Annotated in this window: 19 protein-coding genes; 3 read left to right on the top strand and 16 right to left on the bottom strand. The window is 64.0% G+C overall.

The annotated features are described in order from the left end of the window. The first annotated feature begins 29 nt into the window (after window positions 1-29). Window positions 30-929, top strand: a complete 900-nt coding sequence (locus AC1Z32_RS18930; protein ID WP_483480047.1) for a LysR family transcriptional regulator — start codon at window positions 30-32, stop codon at window positions 927-929. Here AC1Z32_RS18930 and AC1Z32_RS18925 read toward each other — a convergent pair. The 9 genes from AC1Z32_RS18925 to AC1Z32_RS18885 all read right to left on the bottom strand — a co-directional run bounded on the left by AC1Z32_RS18925 (window position 913) and on the right by AC1Z32_RS18885 (window position 13086). Then, window positions 913-1497, bottom strand: coding sequence for a GNAT family N-acetyltransferase (locus AC1Z32_RS18925; RefSeq protein ID WP_483480046.1), 585 nt, complete (start codon window positions 1495-1497; stop codon window positions 913-915). The two genes, AC1Z32_RS18930 and AC1Z32_RS18925, sit on opposite strands and share 17 nt — an antisense overlap. A gap of 66 nt (window positions 1498-1563) precedes the next feature. After that, window positions 1564-4344 carry a DUF4118 domain-containing protein gene (locus AC1Z32_RS18920; RefSeq protein ID WP_483480045.1) on the bottom strand — a complete coding sequence of 927 codons (2781 nt, stop codon included), beginning with the start codon at window positions 4342-4344 and terminating at the stop codon, window positions 1564-1566. 1475 nt (window positions 4345-5819) lie between these two features. Next, window positions 5820-6407 carry a potassium-transporting ATPase subunit KdpC gene (gene kdpC, locus AC1Z32_RS18915; protein WP_483480044.1) on the bottom strand — a complete coding sequence of 196 codons (588 nt, stop codon included), beginning with the start codon at window positions 6405-6407 and terminating at the stop codon, window positions 5820-5822. Window positions 6408-6437: 30 nt separating this feature from the next. After that, window positions 6438-8495 (bottom strand): potassium-transporting ATPase subunit KdpB, encoded by a 2058-nt coding sequence (kdpB, locus tag AC1Z32_RS18910; RefSeq protein ID WP_483481681.1) that lies wholly within the window; start codon window positions 8493-8495, stop codon window positions 6438-6440. 86 nt (window positions 8496-8581) lie between these two features. Continuing rightward, window positions 8582-10366, bottom strand: a complete 1785-nt coding sequence (kdpA, locus tag AC1Z32_RS18905; protein ID WP_483480043.1) for a potassium-transporting ATPase subunit KdpA — start codon at window positions 10364-10366, stop codon at window positions 8582-8584. Continuing rightward, the gene (kdpF, locus tag AC1Z32_RS18900; protein WP_062602930.1) at window positions 10363-10458 is read right to left on the bottom strand and encodes a K(+)-transporting ATPase subunit F; all 96 of its coding nucleotides are present in this window, start codon (window positions 10456-10458) and stop codon (window positions 10363-10365) included. Before kdpF ends, kdpA begins: the two co-directional genes overlap by 4 nt. Further along, entirely contained in the window at window positions 10455-10562 is a 108-nt protein-coding gene (locus AC1Z32_RS18895; RefSeq protein ID WP_483480042.1) for a potassium ABC transporter ATPase, read from the bottom strand. Before AC1Z32_RS18895 ends, kdpF begins: the two co-directional genes overlap by 4 nt. 160 nt (window positions 10563-10722) lie before the next feature. After that, window positions 10723-11862 carry a polysaccharide deacetylase family protein gene (locus AC1Z32_RS18890; RefSeq protein WP_483480041.1) on the bottom strand — a complete coding sequence of 380 codons (1140 nt, stop codon included), beginning with the start codon at window positions 11860-11862 and terminating at the stop codon, window positions 10723-10725. Window positions 11863-11910: 48 nt separating this feature from the next. Continuing rightward, the gene (locus AC1Z32_RS18885) at window positions 11911-13086 is read right to left on the bottom strand and encodes a YfaP family protein (protein WP_483480040.1); all 1176 of its coding nucleotides are present in this window, start codon (window positions 13084-13086) and stop codon (window positions 11911-11913) included. Between the two features lie 381 nt (window positions 13087-13467). On the opposite strand from AC1Z32_RS18885, the gene xth reads away from it, so the two are divergent. Continuing rightward, entirely contained in the window at window positions 13468-14250 is a 783-nt protein-coding gene (gene xth, locus AC1Z32_RS18880; protein WP_483480039.1) for an exodeoxyribonuclease III, read from the top strand. 18 nt (window positions 14251-14268) lie between these two features. Here the strand turns inward: xth and ntrC are convergent, their stop codons facing one another. The 3 genes from ntrC to glnA all read right to left on the bottom strand — a co-directional run bounded on the left by ntrC (window position 14269) and on the right by glnA (window position 18602). Continuing rightward, window positions 14269-15756, bottom strand: coding sequence for a nitrogen regulation protein NR(I) (gene ntrC, locus AC1Z32_RS18875; protein WP_483480038.1), 1488 nt, complete (start codon window positions 15754-15756; stop codon window positions 14269-14271). A 100-nt stretch (window positions 15757-15856) separates the two neighbouring features. Further along, on the bottom strand, window positions 15857-16999 hold the full coding sequence (gene glnL / locus AC1Z32_RS18870; RefSeq protein WP_483481680.1) for a nitrogen regulation protein NR(II): 1143 nt from the start codon (window positions 16997-16999) through the stop codon (window positions 15857-15859). Between the two features lie 187 nt (window positions 17000-17186). Further along, a complete protein-coding gene (glnA, locus tag AC1Z32_RS18865; RefSeq protein WP_062602924.1) occupies window positions 17187-18602 on the bottom strand; it encodes a type I glutamate--ammonia ligase in 1416 nt (471 codons plus the stop codon). A 362-nt stretch (window positions 18603-18964) separates the two neighbouring features. Between glnA and AC1Z32_RS18860 the strand changes: the two genes are divergently transcribed. Further along, complete coding sequence (locus tag AC1Z32_RS18860; RefSeq protein ID WP_483480037.1) at window positions 18965-19429, top strand: rhodanese-like domain-containing protein; 465 nt, start codon at window positions 18965-18967, stop codon at window positions 19427-19429. Window positions 19430-19519: 90 nt separating this feature from the next. Here the strand turns inward: AC1Z32_RS18860 and AC1Z32_RS18855 are convergent, their stop codons facing one another. The 4 genes from AC1Z32_RS18855 to AC1Z32_RS18840 all read right to left on the bottom strand — a co-directional run bounded on the left by AC1Z32_RS18855 (window position 19520) and on the right by AC1Z32_RS18840 (window position 22996). Beyond that, window positions 19520-20218, bottom strand: a complete 699-nt coding sequence (locus AC1Z32_RS18855) for a copper homeostasis protein CutC (protein WP_483480036.1) — start codon at window positions 20216-20218, stop codon at window positions 19520-19522. After that, on the bottom strand, window positions 20215-21033 hold the full coding sequence (locus AC1Z32_RS18850) for a competence/damage-inducible protein A (RefSeq protein ID WP_483480035.1): 819 nt from the start codon (window positions 21031-21033) through the stop codon (window positions 20215-20217). The genes AC1Z32_RS18855 and AC1Z32_RS18850 overlap by 4 nt, the downstream gene beginning before the upstream one ends. 30 nt (window positions 21034-21063) lie before the next feature. Beyond that, a complete protein-coding gene (locus tag AC1Z32_RS18845) occupies window positions 21064-21900 on the bottom strand; it encodes an EI24 domain-containing protein (RefSeq protein WP_483480034.1) in 837 nt (278 codons plus the stop codon). Window positions 21901-21976: 76 nt separating this feature from the next. After that, a complete protein-coding gene (locus tag AC1Z32_RS18840) occupies window positions 21977-22996 on the bottom strand; it encodes a sterol desaturase family protein (RefSeq protein WP_483480033.1) in 1020 nt (339 codons plus the stop codon). Window positions 22997-23076 lie beyond the last annotated feature (80 nt).

The raw sequence follows: 23076 nt of genomic DNA, 5'->3' as shown, positions 1-23076 counted from the left end.
TTCGATCACCAATTGGAATCGAGCCCGAGATGGAACTCCGACTCCTGCGCGCCTTCCTGACGATTGCCGAGCTGCGCCATTTCGGCCGCGCCGCCGAAGCCTTGCATCTGAGCCAGCCCGCGCTCAGCAAGCAGATCGCCGCACTCGAAGAAAGCCTCGGCGCGCGCCTGTTCGAACGCGGCCGTCACGGCGCGGACCTGACGACCTTCGGCGCGAGCTTCATCGCCGATGCGCAATCGCTCGTGCGCGACGCCGATGCCGTGCTCGCCCGCGCGCGCGCAGCGGCGAGCGGCACGCGCGGGTTCTTGCGCGTCGGACTGTGTCTGTCGACGCTCACGCATGTCCCCAGGCTGATCGCGGAATTCGGCGCGCTCAATCCGGGCGTGAGCATCACGCTGCACGATCTGTCGTCGCATGAGCAGACGCGCCGCATCCTCGCGAACAAGCTCGATGTCGGCTTCATGCGCATGCCCGCTGGCGCCGGGCTGTCGGGTTTCACCATGCTCGACGAAACGCTCGCGCTGGCCGTGCCAGAGCACACGCGCCACAAGCGTCTGCCCGCGAACCTGAACGAACTGAACGAGCCGGGATTCATCGCGCTGTCGCGCACGCGCGGGCCGGGACTCGCCGCGCAGATCGACCGCTGGTGCGCGGAGCACGACTTCGTGCCGCGTGTAATTCAGGAAGCGGATGACATCCAGTCCGTGCTGGCGTCGGTGGCGGGCGGGGTGGGCGCGGCGTTCCTGCCATCGCGTGCGCAATACCTGCTGCGCGATGCGCGCGTGCTGAGCTTGCGCGACCGGGCCGCACGATGGCGCGTCGGTCTCGCATGGCAAGCCGAGCGCGATGACACGGTGACACGCGGCTTCGTCGCGTTCATGAAAGCGCGCGTGAAGACATTGAAGGCCCGCGCTACGCTCGGCGACTGAGCTTCGCGAGCAGCATCGCTTTGACGCCGGGCCATTCGTCGTCGATGATCGAGAAGCGCACCGAGTTGCGCTTGCGGCCATCGGGCATGATGCGCTCGTGCCGCACGACGCCCTCCTCTTTCGCGCCGATGCCGAGGATCGCCGCGCGCGACTTCTCGTTGAGCTCGTCGGTGGTGAACTGCACGCGCACGCAGTGCATCGCTTCGAACGCGTGCGCGAGCAGCAGATACTTCGCCTCGGTGTTGATGCCCGTGCGCTGCGTCGATGCCGCGAGCCACGTATGGCCGATCTCGAGCTTGCGGTTCACGCGATCGATCTTCCAGTAGCGCGTGCTGCCGACGACACGCCCATCATCCGCCCGCGCGATGACGAACGGCATCACCGTACCCGCTTCACGGCCTGCGAGCGCGGTATCGATATAGCGGTCGATCGTGTCGTCGTTCGGCACGACCGTCACGCGCAGATTCCAGAGCTCGCCATCGGCGGCGGCTTCGAGCAGGGCGGCGCGGTCATCGCGCTGCAGCGGGCGCAGGTGGACGCGTGCGCCGGTCAGGGTCGGTTGGCTCATCGTTCGATTGCGTGTTTTGCGTGAGCCGACATCATAAGCCGCGATGCCGATCGACGCCGTCTCCGGTCACGCTTCGGGCCCGGCCGACTTCGATTCGACTTCCTCGTCGGGCGGCACGTCTTCGGGCGGCGCATCGTTCGCGGGCAGCGTGAACCAGAAGCGCGCGCCTTGCATGCGCCCGTTCGCATCCACGCGATTCTCGACGCCGATCTGCCCGCCATGCGCCTCGACGATCGCGCGGCATATCGCGAGACCGAGCCCGATGCCCGGTTGCGCCGATTCCTTTTCTCCGCGCGTGAACTTGTCGAAGAGACGGCTTTGCATGCCCGGCGGCACACCGGGGCCTTCGTCATCGATGGCGACGCGCACGAAGCGCGCGTCGCCATCGTGCTCCAGCGCCGCGCCGATCCGTATCGGCGTGCCGGGCGGCGTGTATTTCGCGGCGTTTTCCAGCAGGTTGGCGAAGAGCCGCTCCATCAGCACGGCGTCGAGTTGCAGAAGCGGCAGATGCGCCGGCACGCTCACCCGCACCGGCCGGCCCGCGAGCACGCGCCGCGACGTGGCGAGCGCCGCGCCGACGGTCTCTTCGAGCATCGACCATTGGCGATTCAGGCGTATCGCACCCGCTTGCAGGCGCGCCATGTCGAGCAGATTCGTGACGAGCCCGCTCATGCGCAGCGCTTCTTCGTGGATGGCCTGCACGAGTTCCCGCGATGCCTGCGGGCCGCCGCCCGCCTCGCGCGCCTGCTCCTCGAGCACCGAAGCGAACCCGACGATCGATGTGAGCGGCGTGCGCAGATCGTGCGAAATCGCGGACAGGAGCGAGTTGCGCAAGCGCTCCGATTCCATGTTGACGAGCGCGTCCTGCGCGATCTCGACGTAATGCACGCGCTCCAGCGCGAGCGCGATCTGCGACGCGAACGTCTCGATCATGCGGCGCTGCTCGGGCACCGCGAGCTCGGCCTCGCGCTCGGTGCGAAGCGCGAGCACGCCGCGCGTGCGCATCGGCGCTTTCAGCGGCAGATAGAGCGCCTGGCTCGCGGGCAGTGTTTCCGTGCCGCGCCCAGCGGGCTTTTGCTGGTCGTAGACCCATTGCGCGATATCGAGATCGAGACGCGCGGCGTCGAGCGTCACGTCCGGATTCGGCTCGCCCACTTTCTGCCGCACTTTCTCGGCGGCATCGGGCAGAAGCATCGCGACCTTTGCCTGAAACACTTCCGCGACGTGCCGCGTGCCGATCTCGATGATCTGCTCGGTCATCAGCGCGGCGGCGAGTTCTTTCGTCATCGCGTACATCGCGCCCGTGCGGCGCTCGCGCTGCGACGCGATGCGCGCCTCGCGCCGCAGGCTCGACGTGAGATGGCTGATGGTCAGCGAAGTCAGCAGCATCACGATGAAGGTCAGCAGGTATTGCGTGTCCGTCACGGAGAAAGAAAGCTCGGGCGGCACGAAGAAGAAGTCGAACGCGGCGACCGATAGAAACGACAGCATCACGCCCGGCCCGCGCCCGAGCCGCACCGCGGCGAAGATCACGCCGAGCAGATAGAGCATCACGAGGTTCGTGATCGCGAACCGGTGCGCGGCCAGCATGGCCGCGACGAGCGTGATGCCCGCGCCGATCGCGAGCGCCTGCAAATAGGCGCGCGGCGGCGAATGCGCGCCGTCGCGCCACGCGCCGATGGCTTCGGCGAGCGTGCGGCGCGGCTCGTCGCGCGTGCCGGCCGACACGAGCGTCACGTCGATATCCGAGCCCTGCCGGATGATGCGCTCGCTCACCGGCCGCTCGATGACGCGCCGCCAGCCCTGCGCCGCCGACGCGCCCGCCACGAGCTTCGACACGTTGCGCATGTGCGCATAGTCGATGAGCGTCGCGGCCGCATCCGCGCCGGCGAGCGTGACGGTTTCGGCGCCGAGTTCGGAGGCGAGCTTGAGCGCGTCGAGCGTGCGCTTTCTGAGTTCGTCGGACAGGCGTTGCAGCCTGGGCGTTTCCACGTAGACGGCGAGCCAGTCGGCCTTGAGCGCGGCCGCGAGACGCGCGGCGGCGCGCACGAGCGTGGCGCTTTCCGGCCCCGGCCCGATGCATGCGATGAGGCGCTCGCGCGCGCGCCAGATCCGTTCGATCGATTGATCGGCGCGGTACTCGCGCATCTGCGCATCGACGCGGTCCGCCGTGCGGCGCAATGCGAGCTCTCGCAGCGCGATCAGGTTGCCTTTGCGAAAGAAGTTGCGCACCGCATGCTCGGCCTGCTGCGGCAGATAGACCTTGCCGTCGCGCAGGCGGTCGAGGAGCTCCTCGGGCGGCAGGTCGACGAGCGTGACTTCATCGGCGAGATCGAACACGCGGTCTGGCACGGTTTCCCAGACGCGAATCCCGGTGATGCGGCCGACGATGTCGTTGAGGCTTTCGAGGTGCTGGACGTTGACGGTCGTGTAGACGTCGATGCCTGCGTCGAGCAGCTCCTGCACGTCCTGCCAGCGTTTCATGTGGCGCGAGCCTTGCACGTTGGAATGCGCGAGCTCGTCGACCAGGATCAGTTGCGGTTTTCTTGCGAGGGCCGCGTCGAGGTCGAATTCGGCGAGTATCCGGTTGCGGTATTCGATGCGCGCGGGCGGCAGTGTTTCGAGGCCTTCGAGCAGCGCGAGCGTTTCCTTGCGGCCATGCGTTTCGACCACGCCGATGACCACCTCCACGCCCTCGTCGCGGCGGCGGCGCGCGGCTTGCAGCATCGCGAAGGTCTTGCCGACGCCGGCAGAGGCGCCGAAGAAGATTTTCAGTCTTCCGCGTTGGCGTTTTTCTTCCTCGCGGTGGAGTTTGTCGAGGAGTTCGTCGGGGGTTGGGCGAGGCATGGGGGGCTTGTTTTGCTGGCGCTTGGTTTGGGTTGGTTCGCTCTTTTCTATGGAATCCTGCTTTCGTGTCGGTCTATTTGTGTTGCCCCTATGCGGGGCGGCAGTCACTTTCTTTGCTGCTGCAAAGAAAGTAACCAAAGAAACAGCTTTCCCCATCCAAAGTACTTCATGCCGGCCCCGGCACAGAAGGTGGTATGTGGTCCGGCAGTAGCGAGTGCCCTCATAGGCCATACCGGGCTTGGATCGCGCACGGTCTGACACATCGCACCACTTCATTTGCTGGTTCAGCACAAAATAGCTCCAGCCCGCTGCGCGGCCGACCGGTCCATCAGGTCTGCGTGTGCCGCTTTACTAATGCTCCTATCTCACTGCATCCATCTTTCGCCGGATCCCGTTTTCGCGTCGGTCTATTTGCACTGCCCCTGTGCGGGGCGGCAGTCACTTTCTTTGCTGCTGCAAAGAAAGTAACCAAAGAAACAGCTATCCCCATCCAAAGTACTTCATGCCGGCCCCGGCACAGAAGAAGTCTCGTGGTCCGGCAGTAGCGAGTGCCCTCATAGGCCTAACCGGGCTTGGATCGCGCACGGTCTGCCACATCGCGCCACTTCACTTGCTGGTTCAGCACCAAATAGCTCCAGCCCGCTTCGCGGCCGACCGGTCCATCAGGTCGGCGTGTGCCGCTTTACTAATGCTTCTATCTCACTGCATCCATCTTTCGCCGGATCCCGTTTTCGCGTCGGTCTATTTGCTCTGCCCCTATGCGGGGCGGCAGTCACTTTCTTTGCTGCTGCAAAGAAAGTAACCAAAGAAACAGCTATCCCCATCCAAAGTACTTCACACCGGCCCCGGCACAGAAGATGGTACGTGGTCCGGCAATAGCGAGTGCCCTCAGAGGTCTAGTCGGGCTTGGATCGCGCACGGTCTGCCACATCGCGCCGCTCAACTGACTGGTAAGGCGCGAAATAGCTCCAGCCCGCTTCGCGGCCGACCGGTCAATCGGGTCGGCGCACACTTCCTTGCTAAGGCTTCCATCTCACTGCATTCGCCCACCGTTGGTTTCCCTTGCACGCCCAACGGCAGCGCGTAGCGCTGTGCCGGAGCTATTTGTGCTGAACCAGCGCGCCAAAACAACTAGCTCGTCAGACCGTGCGCGGTCCACGCCCGGTGTGGCCTGTGAGGGCACTCGCTACTGCCGGACCACATACCATCTTCTGTGCCGGGGCCGGCATGAAGCACTTTGGATGGGACAAGCTGTTTCTTTGGTTACTTTCTTTGCAGCAGCAAAGAAAGTGACTGCCGCCCCGCACAGGGGCAGTGCTAATAAACCGACGCGAAATTGGGATCCGGCGAAAGCACAGGCAAACCACCCGCCGCCCCGCATAGGGGCAACGCTAATACACCAAAGACACAACGGGATCCGGCGACAAAACCAGCATCAAGCGTAGCGCCAACCACAACGGGATCCGGCGAAACCGTCACCGCACCGCCCCCACGCTGCCCCCATCCAACGAAAGATTCAATTTAAGCACATTAACCCTGGGCTCTCCGAGCAAACCAAACTGCCGTCCGCTAGTGGCCTGAGCGACCAGCGCCTCGACCGCCGCAGTCGACATCCCCCGCGCTTTCGCCACACGCGAAACCTGAAAAGCCGCCGCAGCAGGACTGATATCAGGATCGAGCCCACTGCCGGAGGAAGTCACGAGATCGACGGGAATGGCAGCACCGCTCCCAGGATCCGCGTCACGCAACGCGGCAACCCTCGCCTTGATCTCATCGCCGAGAGCGGAATTCGTCGGCCCCAGATTGGAGCCACTCGAACTCCCCGCGTTATACGGATTCGGCGTCGTCGCCGACAAGCGCCCCCAGAAATACCGTGGCGCATCGAACTGCTGTCCGATGATCTCCGAGCCGACCGCGCGGCCATCGCGCTCGATGAGACTGCCGTTCGCCTGATGCGCAAACGCAACCTGTCCGATCGCGGTGACGACCGCCGGATACACCACACCGGTCACGATGGTCAGCGCGACGAACATCACCAGCATGGGACGCAACAGATTCTTCATGATCCAAATACCCTGAAAAAAGAAACGAGATCAGCTCCAGCCAAGCGCGGCAATCGCCATATCGATCAGCTTGATGAACGGAAACGGCAACAGGATGCCGCCCAAGCCGTAAATCAGCAGATTGCGCCGCAACAACGACGCAGCGCCCAAAGCGCGATACTTCACGCCCTTCAGCGCCAGCGGAATCAAAAACACGATGATCAGCGCGTTAAAGATCACCGCCGACAGAATCGCCGAGGAAGGCGACGCGAGATGCATCACGTCCAGCACGCGCAATTGCGGATAGGTGGTCGCGAACGCGGCCGGAATGATCGCGAAGTACTTCGCGACATCGTTGGCGATCGAGAACGTCGTGAGCGAGCCGCGCGTCATCAGCATCTGCTTGCCGATCTCCACGATCTCGATCAGCTTCGTCGGATTCGAATCGAGGTCGACCATGTTGCCCGCTTCCTTCGCAGCCTGCGTGCCCGTGTTCATCGCGACCGCGACGTCCGCTTGCGCGAGCGCGGGCGCGTCGTTCGTGCCGTCGCCCGTCATCGCGACGAGACGCCCTTGCGCCTGATGCTCGCGGATCGTCGTGAGCTTCGCTTCGGGCGTCGCTTCGGCGAGAAAGTCGTCGACGCCCGCCTCCGCCGCGATCGCCGCGGCCGTCAGGCGGTTGTCACCCGTCACCATCACCGTCTTGATGCCCATCTTGCGCAACTCCGCGAAACGCTCGCGTATGCCGCCCTTCACGATGTCCTTCAGTTCGATCACGCCGAGCGCGCGCGTCGCGTCGTTCACGCGCTCGGCGACGACCAAAGGCGTGCTGCCGCGACGCGCGATTTCATCGACGGCGTGCTGCACTTCCTGCGGAAAGCGCCCGCCACGCTCCTCGACGTAGCGCTTCACCGCATCCGCCGCGCCCTTGCGAATCTCGCGATCCGGCAAGTCCACGCCGCTCATGCGCGATTGCGCCGAGAACGCCAGAAAGCTCGCGTGCAGCATGGCCATGTCGCGCTCGCGGATGTTGAAGCGCTGCTTCGCCAGCACGACGATGCTGCGGCCCTCCGGCGTCTCGTCAGCGAGCGACGCGAGTTGCGCGGCATCGGCGAGATCGCGTTCGTTCACGCCCGGCGCCGCCGCGAACGACGAAGCCTGACGATTGCCGAGCGTGATCGTGCCGGTCTTGTCGAGCAGGAGCACGTCGACATCGCCCGCCGCCTCCACCGCGCGGCCCGACGTCGCGATCACGTTCGCCTGCATCATGCGGCTCATGCCCGCGACGCCGATGGCGGAAAGCAGCCCGCCGATGGTCGTCGGAATCAGGCACACGAGCAGCGCGACGAGCGCGGTGATCGTCACGACATGCCCCGCTTTCGCCGCCTCGACGGAGAAAATCGAGAACGGCAGCAGCGTGGCCGTCGCGAAGAGCAGCACGAGCGTCAGCGCGACGAGCAGAATCGTCAGCGCGATCTCGTTCGGCGTCTTCTGACGCTTCGCGCCCTCGACCATCGCGATCATGCGGTCGAGAAACGCCTCGCCGGGATTCACCGATACGCGCACGACGATCCAGTCCGACAGCACGCGCGTGCCGCCCGTCACCGACGAGAAATCGCCGCCCGACTCGCGGATCACCGGCGCGGATTCGCCCGTGATCGCGGATTCGTCGACGGACGCGACGCCTTCGATCACGTCGCCATCGGCGGGAATCACATCGCCCGCTTCGACGAGCACGACGTCGCCACGGCGCAGATCGGTCGATGTCGTGATGCGGATCGGCGACTTCGGATGCGGCTCGTTGAGCTTCTTCGCCATCACGTTGTGCTTCGCGTGGCGCAAGGACGCTGCCTGCGCCTTCGAGCGGCCTTCCGCGAGCGCCTCGGCGAAGTTCGCGAAGAGCACCGTGAACCACAGCCACAGCGCAATCGCAAGGATGAAACCCGCGGGCGCTTCGGCCTGTCCCGCGAGCGCGGCGATCCACAACACCGTCGTCAGAATGCTGCCGACGTAGACGCAGAACATCACCGGATTGCGCAACTGCGTGCGCGGCGCAAGCTTCCTGAACGCATCGACGATGGCGGGCGTAACCAGCGCCGGATCGAACATCGAGCGTGCCGCCGTGCGCGCCTGCCCGAGATTCTCCGGGCGATGCAGCGGCGTTTGATTCGTTTGAGTCATGCTGTCCTCGAAAATCAGTGACCTGCGATCATGCTGAGATGCTCGACGATCGGCCCGAGCGCGAGCGCGGGCACATACGTCAGCGCGCCGACGAGCAACAGCGTGCCGATCAGCAGCACCACGAAGAGCGGGCCGTGCGTGGGCAGCGTGCCCGCGGTCACGGCGAGCCGCTTCTTCGCCGCGAGCGAGCCCGCGATGGCGAGCACCGGCACGATCGAGCCGAAGCGCCCGAACCACATCGCGATGCCGAGCATCGTGTTGTAGAACGGCGTGTTCACCGAAAGGCCCGCGAACGCGCTGCCGTTGTTGTTGGCGGCGGAGCTGAACGCGTAGAGGATTTCGGAGAAGCCATGCGCGCCGGGATTCGCGATGCCCGCGGTGCCCGAAGCCGTGAGCACGGCGATCGACGTGCCCGCGAGCACGATCAGCGGCGTGAGCAGGATCGCGATGGACACCATCTTCATCTCGAACGACTCGATCTTCTTGCCGACGTATTCGGGTGTGCGTCCGATCATGAGACCCGCGACGAACACCGCGAGCAGCGCGAACACGAGCATTCCGTAGAGACCGGAGCCGACGCCGCCGAAGATCACCTCGCCGAGCTGGATCAGCAGCATCGGCACGAGGCCGCCGAGCGGCGTCAGCGAATCGTGCATGTTCGCGACCGCGCCGCATGATGCGGCCGTCGTCGCGACCGTGAAGAGTCCCGATTGCGCGATCCCCAGGCGCGTTTCCTTGCCTTCCATGTTGCCGCCCGCCTGCAGCGCGGACGCCTGGGTATCGACGTGCAGCGATGCATAGAGCGGATTGCCCGCCTGCTCCGCCGAAATTTCGCCGACGCACGCGGCGGCGAACGCGATGGTCATCGCGGCGAGCACGGCGTAGCCCTGCCGCGCGTCGCCGATCATGCGGCCGAACACCACGCACAGCGCCGCCGGAATGATCAGCATCGCCAGCATCTGCATGAAGTTGGAGAACGGCGTCGGGTTCTCGTACGGATGCGCGGAGTTCGCGTTGAAAAAGCCGCCGCCGTTGGTGCCGAGCATCTTGATCGCTTCCTGCGAGGCAACCGGGCCCATCGGCAGCGTCTGCGTTTCGGCTTTGAGCGTTTGCGTGACCGGCTTGCCCTGCGCGTCCGTCGATTGGGCTTGATACGTCGTGACTTGCAGCGTCGACACTTCCTGATACGCCTTGAAGTTCTGGATCGCGCCCTGGCTCACGAAGACGAGCGCGAAGACGACGGCGAGCGGCGCGAGGATGTACAGCGTCGTGCGCGTCAGATCGACCCAGAAGTTGCCGATGGTCTGCGCGGAATGCCGCTTGAAGCCGCGAATCAATGCCACGACGACCGCGATGCCCGTCGCCGCCGACAGAAAGTTCTGCACGGTGAGGCCGAGCATCTGCGCGAGATAGCCGAGCGTGCTCTCGCCGCCGTAGTCCTGCCAGTTCGTGTTGGTCACGAAGCTGACGGCGGTGTTGAACGCGGCATCGGGCGACATGCCGCTCATGGATTGCGGATTCAGCGGCAACGTGCCTTGCAGGCGCAGCAGCGCGTACAACACGAATGCGCCGAGCACGTTGAAGAGCAGCACGGCGAGCGCGTAGTGCTTCCATGACATTTCGGCATCGGGATCGACACCCGCGATGCGATACAGCACCGCTTCCACCGGCCGTCCGAGCTTGCGCACGACGACCGACGTGCCGTCGAGCACGCCGGCCATGTAGCGGCCGAGCGGAATCGCGAGCCCGATCAGCGCGGCGATGAAGAGGGTCGCCTGCATCAGCGAATTGGCGTTCATTCGAGATCCTCCGCGCGTAGGAGCGCGTACACGAGGTACACGAAAAGCAGCAGCGTCGAAGCCGCGGCGAGCCAGATCATCCAGGCGTTCATGAGCGGCCCCCCGGCGCGCGGCGGCGCAAGTGCTCGCAGCCGCTCGTGAGCGCCACGCAAAGCCCCCAGAAAAGGACGATGCCGGCGAGGTAAAGCAGGTCCATTGTCGTGTTCTCCCCTTGTGCGGTTCAGGACAAGGTGGAGAGTAAGGAAATGGACGTAAAGGGCGGGATAAAGGTGGGGGGTGGCGCGTAAAAATCGTGTAAACGGCCAACGGCTTCGCACGATGCGTTCATCGCGCGAAGCCGTCATGTTCGCATTGACTCAATGCATCGCAAGAAGCGTCTTGCAGTCCATCCACCGAACGCCGGTGGCATTCAACTGTTCGTGCAACCACGGCACCGCAACCTGCGCCTTCGGATGAATGTCGTGAAAGAGGATGACCCCATGCCGCCAGAGCAGCATCAACGTGAAGACGCGCTGCCTGACATCATCTGCGGTGACTTTTTCGTTCCAGTCCTGCGAATCGATATTCCAGAGCGCGACATACAGCCCGTGCGATGCGAAGAACTCGCCGCTATCCGATCTGCGCTGACCATATGGCGGCCTGAAAAGCGGCACGAAGCTGTCTGGCAGATTCTCGCGGACGAGTCCGATGCTGCGCGTCACCGAGTCTTCCCATGCCGGCCAGTTGGCGTGCGAGCGATGCTCCCAACCGTGCGCGCCCACGCACATGCCGCGATAAGCACTCGCCGTCGATGACACACCGGCTTGCTGCAGGCGCGATTGCAGGCGCGGCCCGATCGTGAAGAACACGCCGTTCAGATGCGCGTCGCGCAAGGTCTGCAGCAGATGGTCGGTGGTTCCGCCGGCGTTCGTCGGGCCGTCGTCGAAGGTGAGCAGGAACGTGCGGTCGGGCAGCAAGCCACCGCCGATCTCGCGCGGCGAGAACGTGTCGATCTCGCTGCTGATCTTCGGAAACAGCGCCGCCAGCCGCAACAGCTCGTTCAGGTAGGTCCGATGAAACACCTCGGCTTGCGATGACCATGCGCCATACCGGTTGTCTGTCGAAGCCGCGAAACCCTTCGCCAGCTTCATGAAATCGGCCTCGTTGCGGATCTTGCCGCAGAAGGGCACACCGGCCGCGCAGTTGGCCGACGCCGCCATATAGTTGTCGGTCAAGCGTTTCCAATAGCGCGAGCGAACGCGATCGACCGATGCGCGGTCGATCGATTTCACCTTCAACCGGCTTTGCAACTCGGCGTCCGACAACTGCTCGCTATCGGACAGCGCCTTGCCGAACGCGAGCAGCTCAGCGCGCGAAGCCAGATCGAAACTCTCGATGCTGTCGATGGGTTGCGGCCACGTCGCGCGGTCACCGATGGCGACCGCGGCCGGCCCCGCTGCGTGCGCCGATACCGCGGCCAATGTCACGAGCATCGCCGCGAGGGCTTTCTTGTACATGTGTGAGCATTGCGAGCCCCGGCTATGCGGGGCGTTGATCGGACGTGTTCAGCGATTGCCGACGCGCGCGATGGCCGCGTCATAAACCGGATTGGCCTTTTCGCGCTTCGCGGCGCGGTAGCTGTTCAGCGCATCGGTGGTCTGGCTCGCGTCCTCATAGATACGGCCGATGTTGTAGTACGAACTGGCACGGACCGTCGCGGCCGTCGCGCCGCTCGCGAGCGCAATCGCCTTGCGGTTGGCCCAGATCGCCTCGGCGGCACGCCCGGCCTTCTGGAAGGCGAGTCCGAGGTTGCTATAGGCCTGGCCATAATTCGGATTCAGGCCGATCGCCTCGCGATACAGCTCGATCGCGCCATCGAGATCGCCCGCGTGATAGGCGCGCTCGCCGTCCTTGTTGAGCTGGGTCGCGCGAACCGGGTCGACGAAGTCCTGATTCGCGGCCACGATATCCATCTGCTCGTTGTTGTAGTTGTCGATGGTGCCCAGCACGTCGCTGGCATCGACCGTCACGCCTCGCATGGTGTTGATGTCCTGAATCTCACCCTCGCCGTTGAGACGGAACACGGTCCACAGATTGCCGGCCTGGCGCGGCACGTTGAAGCTCCGCACGAGTGACTGACCGACATACACGAACACCTTGGCCTGGCTATTCGAAAGCGCCGAGGAAGCAGGACTCGTCTTGTCACTGTAATCATGCACGGCAAAGACGTAGGTTTGCCCCTGATGCCTGCGTTCCAGCGTGATCGTTTCCGGGCCGTAGCTATCCCTGTGGTCGATGTCCAGGTTTGCGTCGGCGCCTTTCTGAGAGGCGAAGTAGACGTGATTTTCCGGATATGACACGTGCAGATCGAGGTCGCGCGGACGCTCGCCCCACGTCAGCACGACGCGCATGCCGTCCAGATTCTTCAACACCGGACTCAGCGCATAGGAGAGTCCCGTGCACGGACACTTGGCGACCAGATCGGAATAGCCCGCTTTCTTGATGATCATGAGCGCGTTGCCGTCGCTCGCCACATCGCTCGGAAGCTGCGCGGTTCCTTGCGCGTCGCTTTGAACGCGAATCGACTGCGTGCCGTCCTTCTGGAGAATGACGGTCGCGCCGGAAATCTTCTGGTCTCTCACCGTGGCGCTGAGCACCTGAATCGGCGCCGTCGCCGCCTGCGCGCCAGCCGCGCCGATCAGCGCGGCCATCATCGAGATCTTGCAGATTGAACGAAACATCGTGGGGAATCGATTGATTGATTGATTATTGTTGGAATGTGCTCGCGCCTGAACGGACCCGATAACGAATCGAAACTACGAATCGAAACGTTCATATCCATTCGGATAGCGAAGTAACCGGATACCGATTTGTTCGAGTTCGAATCCGTACGGGAATCGATTGTCGAAGTGGCTGAGACTTTACATTGCCGATGAGCAGGGTCGAAACTACGCGTCAAAATTTTGCATGTCCGGGCGCAGGCACGGATTTCGGCACGAGAGCCGGCCGGCACGCGTGGCGGTATCATCCCGAATCACGCGGTCGGCTCGTGCGTGCCTTCGACGGAACCCAGGCACGCGGCTCGATCGATCCAAACAGGAAACCAACGTCTTCGCCGTCCAATGAAAATCGCCACCTGGAACGTCAACTCTCTCAAAGTCCGCCAGCAGCACGTCATCGACTGGCTCGCGCTCTCGGGCGTCGACGTGCTGTGCCTTCAGGAACTGAAGCTCCCCGACGAAAAATTCCCGCGCGCGGAGCTCGAAGCCGCCGGCTACAAAAGCTGGTTCGCGGGACAGAAGACGTATAACGGCGTCGGCATTCTGGTGCGCGCCGATGCGGGTTTCGAGGTCGATGAAATCAGCGTCGTGCGCAACATCCCCGGCTTCGAGGACCTGCAGCAGCGCGTGATCGCCGCGACCATCGACGGCGTGCGGATCATCTCCGCGTACTTCCCCAACGGACAGGCGCCCGGCTCCGAGAAATTCGCCTACAAGATGCGCTGGCTGGATGCGCTGCGCGAATGGCTGCGCGAAGATATGGCGCGGCACCCGCAGCTCGCGCTGCTGGGCGATTACAACATTGCGCCGGAAGACCGCGACGTGCACGATCCGAAGGCATGGGAAGGACAGAACCTCGTGTCACCCGAAGAACGCGCGCACTTCGCGCAACTGGTCGAACTCGGCCTCACCGATGCCTTCCGCAAGTTCGAGCAGCCCGAAAAGCTCTTCACGTGGTGGGATTACCGGATGCTCGCGTTTCGCCGCAACGCGGGACTGCGCATCGATCACATTCTGCTGTCGGCGGAACTCGCGGCGCGCTGCACCTCGTGCGAAGTGGACAAGGTGCCGCGCAAATGGGATCAGCCGTCGGACCACGCGCCCGTGATCGCGACGATCGGCTGATCCCGCGTCGAAAGACGCTCACGCGTCCAGATGCAGTTCCTGGATCTTGCGTGTGATCGTATTGCGGCCGATGCCCAGCCGCTCCGCCGCCTCCACCTTGCGCCCGCGCGTGAAATCGAGCGCCTCGCGGATCACCGCGGCTTCGAAGCGGCGTGCGAGCTCGTCCATCACATCGGCGGAATTCTCGCGCAGCAAACGCGCAACCTCCGTGCGCAAGCCGTTCTCCCACACGCTCGCGGCAACGCCCGCCGTGGCCGTCGCCGGCGCGGACGCCGCGCCATTGACCGCAGCGGGCGCCGCGGCAACCGCGCCATCGGTCGACACCGCGATGCTCTCGGGCGTCACGTCCTGACGCGGCGTGAGATCGGGCGGCAGGTCCTTCTGCTCGATCACCTGCGCGGGCGCCATCACCGTGAGCCAGTTGCACAGGTTTTCGAGCTGACGCACATTGCCCGGAAACGGCAGCGACGCGAGATACGCGAGCGCATCGTCCGATACGCGTTTGGGCTCCACGCCCAGATCGCGCGCGCTCTTTTGCAGGAAATGACGCGTGAGCAGCGGGATATCCTCGCTGCGCTCGCGCAACGCCGGCAGGCGCAGGCGAATCACGTTCAGGCGATGATACAAGTCCTCGCGAAAGAGCCCTTGCCGCACGCGCGATTCGAGATTCTGGTGCGTCGCCGCGATCACGCGGACATTGGCGCGCAGCGGATTGTGCCCGCCCACGCGATAAAACTGCCCGTCCGAGAGCACGCGCAACAGGCGCGTCTGAAGATCGAACGGCATGTCGCCGATTTCATCGAGAAAGAGCGTGCCGTTCTCCGCCTGCTCGAAGCGGCCCTGGCGCATCGCCTGCGCGCCGGTGAACGCGCCGCGCTCGTGGCCGAACAGTTCGGACTCCAGCAGATCCTTCGGTATCGCCGCCGTGTTCAGCGCAATGAAGGGCCCGTTCGCGCGTGGGCTATGTCGGTGCAAGGCGCGCGCAACAAGCTCCTTTCCGGTGCCTGATTCGCCCGTGATGAGCACGGTCGCCGCCGAATGCGACAAGCGGCCGATCGCGCGGAACATGTCCTGCATCGCGGGCGCCTGGCCGAGCATCTCGGGCGTTTCCGTCACGCGCTCGTCGACCGACGCCTCGCCGCGCATGCTTTCATCCACGGCGCGGCGGATCAGCTCGACCGCCTTGTCGACGTCGAACGGCTTGGCGAGATATTCGAACGCGCCGCCCTGAAACGCGGCGACGGCGCTGTCGAGATCCGAGAACGCCGTCATGATGATGACGGGCAGGCCCGGCAAGCGGTCGCGCACCGTCTGCAGCAGCTCCAGCCCGGAGCCGCCCGGCATGCGGATGTCCGAGACGAGCACTTGCGGGCTTTCGCTTTCGAGCGCGGCGAGCGCGTCGCGCACGCCGGAGAAGCTGCGCGTCGTGAAGTTTTCTCGTGCGAGCGCCTTTTCCAGCACCCAGCGGATGGATTGGTCGTCGTCTACTATCCAGATCGGCTTCATATCGTTCGGCGAGAAGTCTTCGTATGGTTCGGTGTGAGCCCGTCGAAACGGTCAGGCGTCAAAGCAGGATGCACTGCGTTCCTTGGCGTGAAGTCGCTGGTCAACTTTCAAACGGCAACAAGATGGCGAACTCGGTACAGCCCGGCCTGCTCTCCACTTCGATCAGGCCATCGTGCTGATGCACGAACGATTGCGCGAGCGTGAGACCGAGTCCGCTGCCGTCTTCCCTGCCCGACACGAGCGGGAAGAAGATCCGGTCGCGGATTTCCTCGGGGATGCCGGGACCGTTGTCAGTGATATGCAAGTCCAATGCCAGTTTGTGCAGCTTCTTGCCGATCGTCACCTTGCGCGCGATGCGCGTGCGCAGTTCGATCTTCGCATCGCCCTGTGAAATGCGTTCCTTCAGCGCTTCCGCAGCGTTGCGCACGATGTTCAGCAGCGCCTGAATCAGCTGCTCCTTGTCGCCGCGCAAGTCGGGCACGCTCACGTCGTAGTCGCGCTCGATCGTGAGGCCGCGCGGAAACTCCGCGAGAATCACCGCGCGCACGCGCTCGCAGACTTCGTGGATGTTCACATCGCCGACGATATGCGGATGCCGGTGCGGCTCCAGCAATCGATCGACGAGCGTCTGCAGCCGGTCCGATTCCTTGATGATGACTTGCGTGTACTCGCGCAGCTCATCGCGTTCACGCGCGCCGAGCTCGAATTCGAGCAACTGCGCCGCGCCGCGAATGCCGCCGAGCGGATTCTTGATCTCGTGCGCGAGATTGCGGATCAATTGCTTGTTGACAGCGGTGAGATCGTGGATGCGCTCCTCGCGGTCGGTGCGCAAATGGCGCTCGTTCTCGAAGAGCTCGAGCAGCACGTATTCGCTGGCCGCTTCCAGATACGCGACGATCGCATGCACATGCACCTGCTCGCGCCCGGGGCGCTCGAGCACCGCGTCGAGGCGCGTCGCGTTGAAGCGGTTCTCCGCGATCGACGCCACCGTGCTCGCGAGTTCCTCCGCATTGGCGAAGAGCTCGGGCCAGTTCATCTGCGTCAACTGCTTGCGCGACATCTCCAGCATCGATTCGGCCGAAGGGTTCGCGTAGGCAATTCTCAGGTTGCGCATGTCGAGCACGAGCACAACCGTGGGCAGCGCTTCGAGTCCCGGCAGAAGGCCGGTCGCCGCGAGTTGCGTGTCGTCGGACAGCGCGTCGGCATGGCCTTTGCGCGCCTTGATCAGATTCTTGAGCACCATCGTGCAATGAATGAGGTCGTTCGTGACACCGATCTTCTTCTCGTTGCGTGACACCGTTGCATGACACGGCGCCGATTAAAAAAGGGACGGCGCGCCGTCCCTTTTTCGTCACCGCGATGCAAGCGTCGCGCGCTTCATCGAACTGCTCGAAACGAAGCACGCTTCGGTCATGCGGGTTTGCGTCGCTTTACAGCGAGTAGTACATCTCGAACTCGATCGGATGCACCGACTGACGATAACGCTGCAGCTCTTGCGTCTTCAGTTCGATGTAGGCGTCGAGCATCGAGTCCGTGAACACGCCGCCGCGCGTCAGGAACTCGCGATCCGCGTCGAGCGCGTCGAGTGCCTGGTCGAGGCCCGCGCACACGGTCGGGATCTTCTTGTCTTCTTCCGGCGGCAGGTCGTACAGATTCTTGTCCGCGGCTTCGCCCGGATGAATCTTGTTCTGCACGCCGTCGAGACCCGCCATCATCAGCGCGGAGAAGCACAGGTACGGGTTCGCGAGCGGATCCGGGAAGCGCGTTTCGATACGGCGGCCCTTCGGGTTGCTCACGTGCGGAATACGGATCGATGCCGAACGGTTGCGAGCCGAGTAAGCCAGCTTCACCGGCGCTTCGAAGTGCGGCACGAGACGCTTGTACGAGTTCGTACCCGGGTTCGTGATCGCGTTCAGCGCGCGCGCGTGCTTGATGATGCCGCCGATGTAGAACAGCGCGAATTCCGACAGACCGGCGTAGCCGTTGCCCGCGAACAGGTTCTGACCGTCCTTCCAGATCGACTGGTGAACGTGCATGCCCGAACCGTTGTCGCCGACGATCGGCTTCGGCATGAAGGTCGCCGTCTTGCCGTACGTGTGCGCCACGTTATGGATGATGTACTTCATCTGCTGCAGCCAGTCCGCGCGCTGAACCAGCGTCGAGAACTTGGTGCCGATTTCGTTCTGGCCCTGGCCCGCCACTTCGTGGTGGTGCACTTCGACCGGAATGCCGATCTGCTCGAGCAGCAGACACATTTCCGAGCGGATGTCCTGGAACGTGTCGACCGGCGCGACCGGGAAATAGCCGCCCTTCGTGCCCGGACGGTGGCCGGTGTTGCCGCCTTCGAATTCCTTGCCCGACGACCACGGCGCTTCTTCCGAGCCAATCTTCACGAACGTGCCCGACTGGTCCGTGTTCCACTGCACCGAGTCGAAAATGAAGAACTCGGGTTCCGGACCGAAGAAAGCGGTGTCGCCGAGGCCGGAGCTCTTGAGATAGGCTTCCGCGCGCTTCGCGAGCGAGCGCGGGTCGCGCTCGTAGCCCTTGCCATCGGCGGGCTCGACCACGTCGCAGGTCAGAACGAGCGTCGACTCTTCGAAGAACGGGTCGATGAACGCGCTGTCCGCATCCGGAACGAGCAGCATGTCCGACGCTTCGATGCCCTTCCAACCAGCGATGGACGAACCGTCGAAAGCGTGGCCGCTTTCAAACTTGTCTTCGTCGAAGTGCGAAACCGGCACGGAAACGTGTTGTTCTTTGCCGCGCGTGTCGGTGAAACGGAAGTCGACGAACTTGACGTCCTCGTCTTTGACGAGCTGCATGACGTCGGCCACGGATTTACTCATTACCTATCTCCTGATTAACAAAAGTCGGCGAATCGCTTCGCCGCCCCGACCAATCCTGTACATCGATTCAATCGAGGATGGAAAAGCAGCTTCCGTGCCAAGCGCACCAACCTTGCGCTAAGCGCTTGAAGCAGCGCGCGTTTTGGGTGAAACAACTTCACTTCGGCAGATGGCGTCCGCACTGCTTCGCACCATTTTTGTGCGCAACCATCTGCTCAATCAGACCTTCGCACTATGTTTGTGCATCGGGTGAGTTTCGCACCAATTCAGAACATTCTCTACTCGGCCAAATGGCCAGGGCTTTTGTCTGCGCGCGCGACGCTAGAATGATTCTTTGCGCCTTGAACGGAGACTGATGCGCCATGAGCACGATCGAACAACTGTATGGCCAGGCGGCCCAGCGCGCCACCGAGAGCAAGCTGACATATGCCGGCGCCTTTTCGCCCACCGAAGCCTTCGAACTGCTGCAGCTCGATCCGCGCGCCCGCCTGGTCGACGTCCGCACGCGTGCCGAGATCGACTGGGTCGGCCGCCCGGCGGTCGACGGCGCGCAGTACGCGCACATCGAGTGGATCCGCTATCCCGGCTCGGTGCCGAACGCCGAGTTTATCGAACAATTGCGGCAGGTCGCCACCCCGGATACGCCGGTCGTGTTTTTGTGCCGCAGCGCGGCGCGTTCGAAGCTCGCTGCAGTTGCAGCGCAGAAGGAAGGTTACGCGCAGGCGTTCGACCTGCTCGAAGGCTTTGAAGGCGACAAGGATGGGCAGGGGCATCGGAAGACGGTGTCGGGATGGTGTTTTCGCGGGCTGCCGTGGATCGGGGCTTAAGGGGCGCGAGGCGGCAGGAAATGCATGCGACACCTCTGCGTTCGAGGCAGCAGGGTTGACCGTGCTCAACCCTTGGGACTCATGCAAGACTCACGTAGCCATTGTGTCGAGCAATGTCCGCACGCGCCTGACGCGCTCTTCATCAACCGGCGCCAGCCCCTTTCCATCGACTCTCACGCCCGAGCCGAAATGCACCGCGCGCACGCCCGTCGATGCGACGAATGGCGCGACTGCGTCGACGGTAAGTCCGGCGCCCGCCAGCACCGTGCAGCGCGTGCCCGCCGCCGTGGCGGCGAGCTTCGCTATCGTGTCTTCCGCTTCCAGCACCGAAGGCTTGCCGCCCGACGTCAGCACATTCGTGACGGCATGAAAGCGCAGTAGCGTGTCGAACGCGGCGGGCAGATCACGCGATTCGTCGAACGCGCGATGGAAGGTCAGTTGCAGGCCATCCGCCGCTTCGATCACGCGCGCGAGACCATCCGTTTCGATGGAACCGTCCGCGCGCAGCATCCCCACGACGATCGCATTCGCGCCCGTCTTCGCGATCGCGCGCACGTCGCGCAGCATGACCGCGTAGTCGTCGGCATCGTAGACGAACGAGCGGCTATGCGGCCGCACGATCACGTTCACCGGAATCCGCACGGCATCCACCACCGATTCGATCAATCCGATGCTCGGCGTCAGCCCGCCCTCGCCCATCGCCGTGACGAGCTCCAGCCGGTTGGCGCCGCCGCGCTCGGCCGCGCGCGCGTCGGAGACGGTCGTCGCGATGATTTCCAGCAAGATCACTTCGCTTCCTCCGGCGGCACTTCCACGACCTCGCCGCCTAGCGCCGTCACGCCCTCGCGCAGCACGTCGAACGCGGCGTTCGCCTGCTCCGGATCGCCCTTCACGCCGAGATCGATATGCGAGCGCGCGTAGAGCGCGCCGCGCGCCGCATCGCCGACACTCGGCAGACTGAATGCGCGCACGCCGTCGAAATCGCGCTCGATCGCCACCATCAGCGGCGTGATGCGCGATTCCGGCAGGCCGAACACGAGCAGCGACCGTTCGACATACGGCCTCGCGTGATGCAGATGCGCGTACTTCGTGTCGAGCACCCATTCGATCATCGGCCAGGCCATTACCGGAAAGCCCGGCACGAAGTGATGATCGCCTACGGAAAAGCCCGGAATCTTGTTGTAGCTGTTCGGGATGATCGCCGCGCCCCGCGGAAACGTGCCCATGTTCAGCCGATGCAGGTTTTCGGGCGAGTCCAGTTCGGCCGGCTTGCCCGCCTGCGCCGCCGTGTCGCGGATGCGCGCGCGGATCAGCTCGGCGGCTTCCGGATGCAGCGCGAGCGGCACGCCCAGCGCCTTCGCCGCGCACTGGCGCGTGTGGTCGTCCGGCGTAGCTCCAATGCCGCCCGTCGAGAACACGATGTCCCCCGACGCGAACGTGCGCGCGAGCGTCGCGGTGATGCGCGCGGGATCGTCGCCGACGTATTCCGCCCAGTCGAGCGACAGGCCGCGCGCGCTCAACAATTCGATGATTTTCGGCAGGTGCTTGTCGGTGCGGCGGCCGGACAGGATTTCATCGCCGATGATGATGACGCCAATGCCCATGAATGCCCCTTTATCGTTCGATCTCCGGGATCAGGATTCGACCGTGATCGCCGGATAGTGAGCTTCGTTCGCGCGCAGGCGCTCGAGCGCGTGCAGGCAGTAATGCGCGAACCAAAGCGCGGAAAACACGAGGATGAATGCATACGCCCAGATCGTCACGGCGGCGACGACCGGAAAGAGCGGCAAGAGCCACACGGACCATGCCCAGAGCATCGTCGGCACGGAGCTCAACAGGCCGCTGATGATGCCGATTCCGAGCAGCGGCCAGCGCGCGTCGCGCACGATCGCGCGGCGCTCTTCCACGCTGGCGTGCAACGCGAGGGCGTCGTAGGTCATCACGCGATACGTGAGCCAGCCCCACAGCAAGGGCGGAATCAGAGCGAAGAACGGCGGAATCAGCCACAAGGGCAGCGTGACGACGAGCGCCACGAGGCACACCACGGTCGTCACGACCGAATGCCCGAGACTGCCGTACCACGAGCCGCCCCGCCGCTCTTCCAGCGACGAATAATGCCCCTTCGGCCGCCGCGTGAGCAGCTTGATGACGCCGGGCATCGAGAGCGTCGCGATCAGCAGCAGCACCGTGACGACGATCAGCGGCACCGTCATGATGACGACGAGAAACGGCGCGATCACCGCATGCAGCGACGAAAAGCCGACCGCGTCGAAGAGGCGGTACATCGCTGACGTGAGGGACCAGCCGTCGAGCCAGCTGTTCGCGGCGCCCGTGAGCGTCTGCCAGAAGAACCAGAGAAGCGCGCCCCATACCACCGTGGCGACGCCGAACGGCATCAGGGTCAGCCAGAGCATGCGCGGATGAAAGACGTTCGCAAGCGCGCGCACGAACGAACGCAGCAAGTCACTCATGCGTGATTCGTAGAAGAAAGAGAAACCGACAGCATAAACCAGCGCCGCGCGCGGGCGCTGGTCTTGCGAGGAAAGCTCAGACGGCCGCCGAGTTGTCGGAGGCGGACGCACCCGCGCGACGCGCCGAGAGACGCGCGGCGATGCGCCTGAACGCGAGCCAGTGCTGCTCGATGAAGCCGTCGCCGTAATGGACGGGCGCCACGCCTGGCGCGCCGAGCTGGTCGCGAATGCCGGTGGGCTCGACGGTGCGGTCGAACGACGCCGAGCGGAACAGGATGTCCCAGAACGAGAACAGCACGCCGAAGTTGCAGCCGTAGGTGGTGCCTTCGTGGCCGAAGCCGATCGCGTGATGGCGGCGATGGAACGCCGGGCTCACGATGATCCGCTCGCCGAGCCAGCCGTAGTGCAGGCGGATGTTCGCGTGCTGCACGCTCTGCATGAAATTGGTGATGGCGACCAGCACGACGAACTGCGACGGCTCCACGCCGATCACGAGCGCGACGCACGCGAAAAAGCTCGCCTGCAGGACATCGTCGAGCAGATGGTTGCGATCGTCCGTCCAGAGGGACATCTTCTGCTGGCTGTGATGCACCGCGTGCAGCTCCCACCAGATCCCGAACCGGTGCTCCAGACGGTGATACCAGTAGCCCGCGAAATCGAGAATCAGCAGATAGATGACGAACGTGACGAGCGGCTCGGTGGTCACGCCCGGCCAGAGATTGTCGATCTCGAGATTCGGCACGCTATGGATGCGCAGCCAGCTCTGCAGCGAATCGAAGAGCGGCTGGAACGTGAAGAAGAAAAACAGATTGAGGATGCCGAGCTTGACGATCCACGTATAGAGCACGTCGACGCGCACGCCCTTGCGGTCCTTCCACGTTTCCGCGGGACGGAACGCTTCGAGCGGACGCAGGATCGAGTACATCGCGAGCACTTCCAGCACGCCGACGATCACCCAGTAGAGCGCGTCGTAGGTGTCCTCGTCGTAGTCCATCATGCCGAGCTTGAACAGCGCCGGCTGGACGACGTCGACATAGAGAAGCGTCTGCAGCCAGGAAACGAGACTGTCGAGGGACGAAAGAATGGAATGAAACATGGTGCTCCGTGATGCGTGCGGCCGTCCGGTGCGCCGGCCCTGCTTCAATCGTAGTACAGGGCGCGGCGAGGCGCCCGTGC

The organism is Caballeronia sp. 11_S32 (assembly GCF_056930355.1).
Note: the sequence above shows the minus strand (reverse complement) of the source record. Positions and strands in the feature narration are given on the sequence as shown.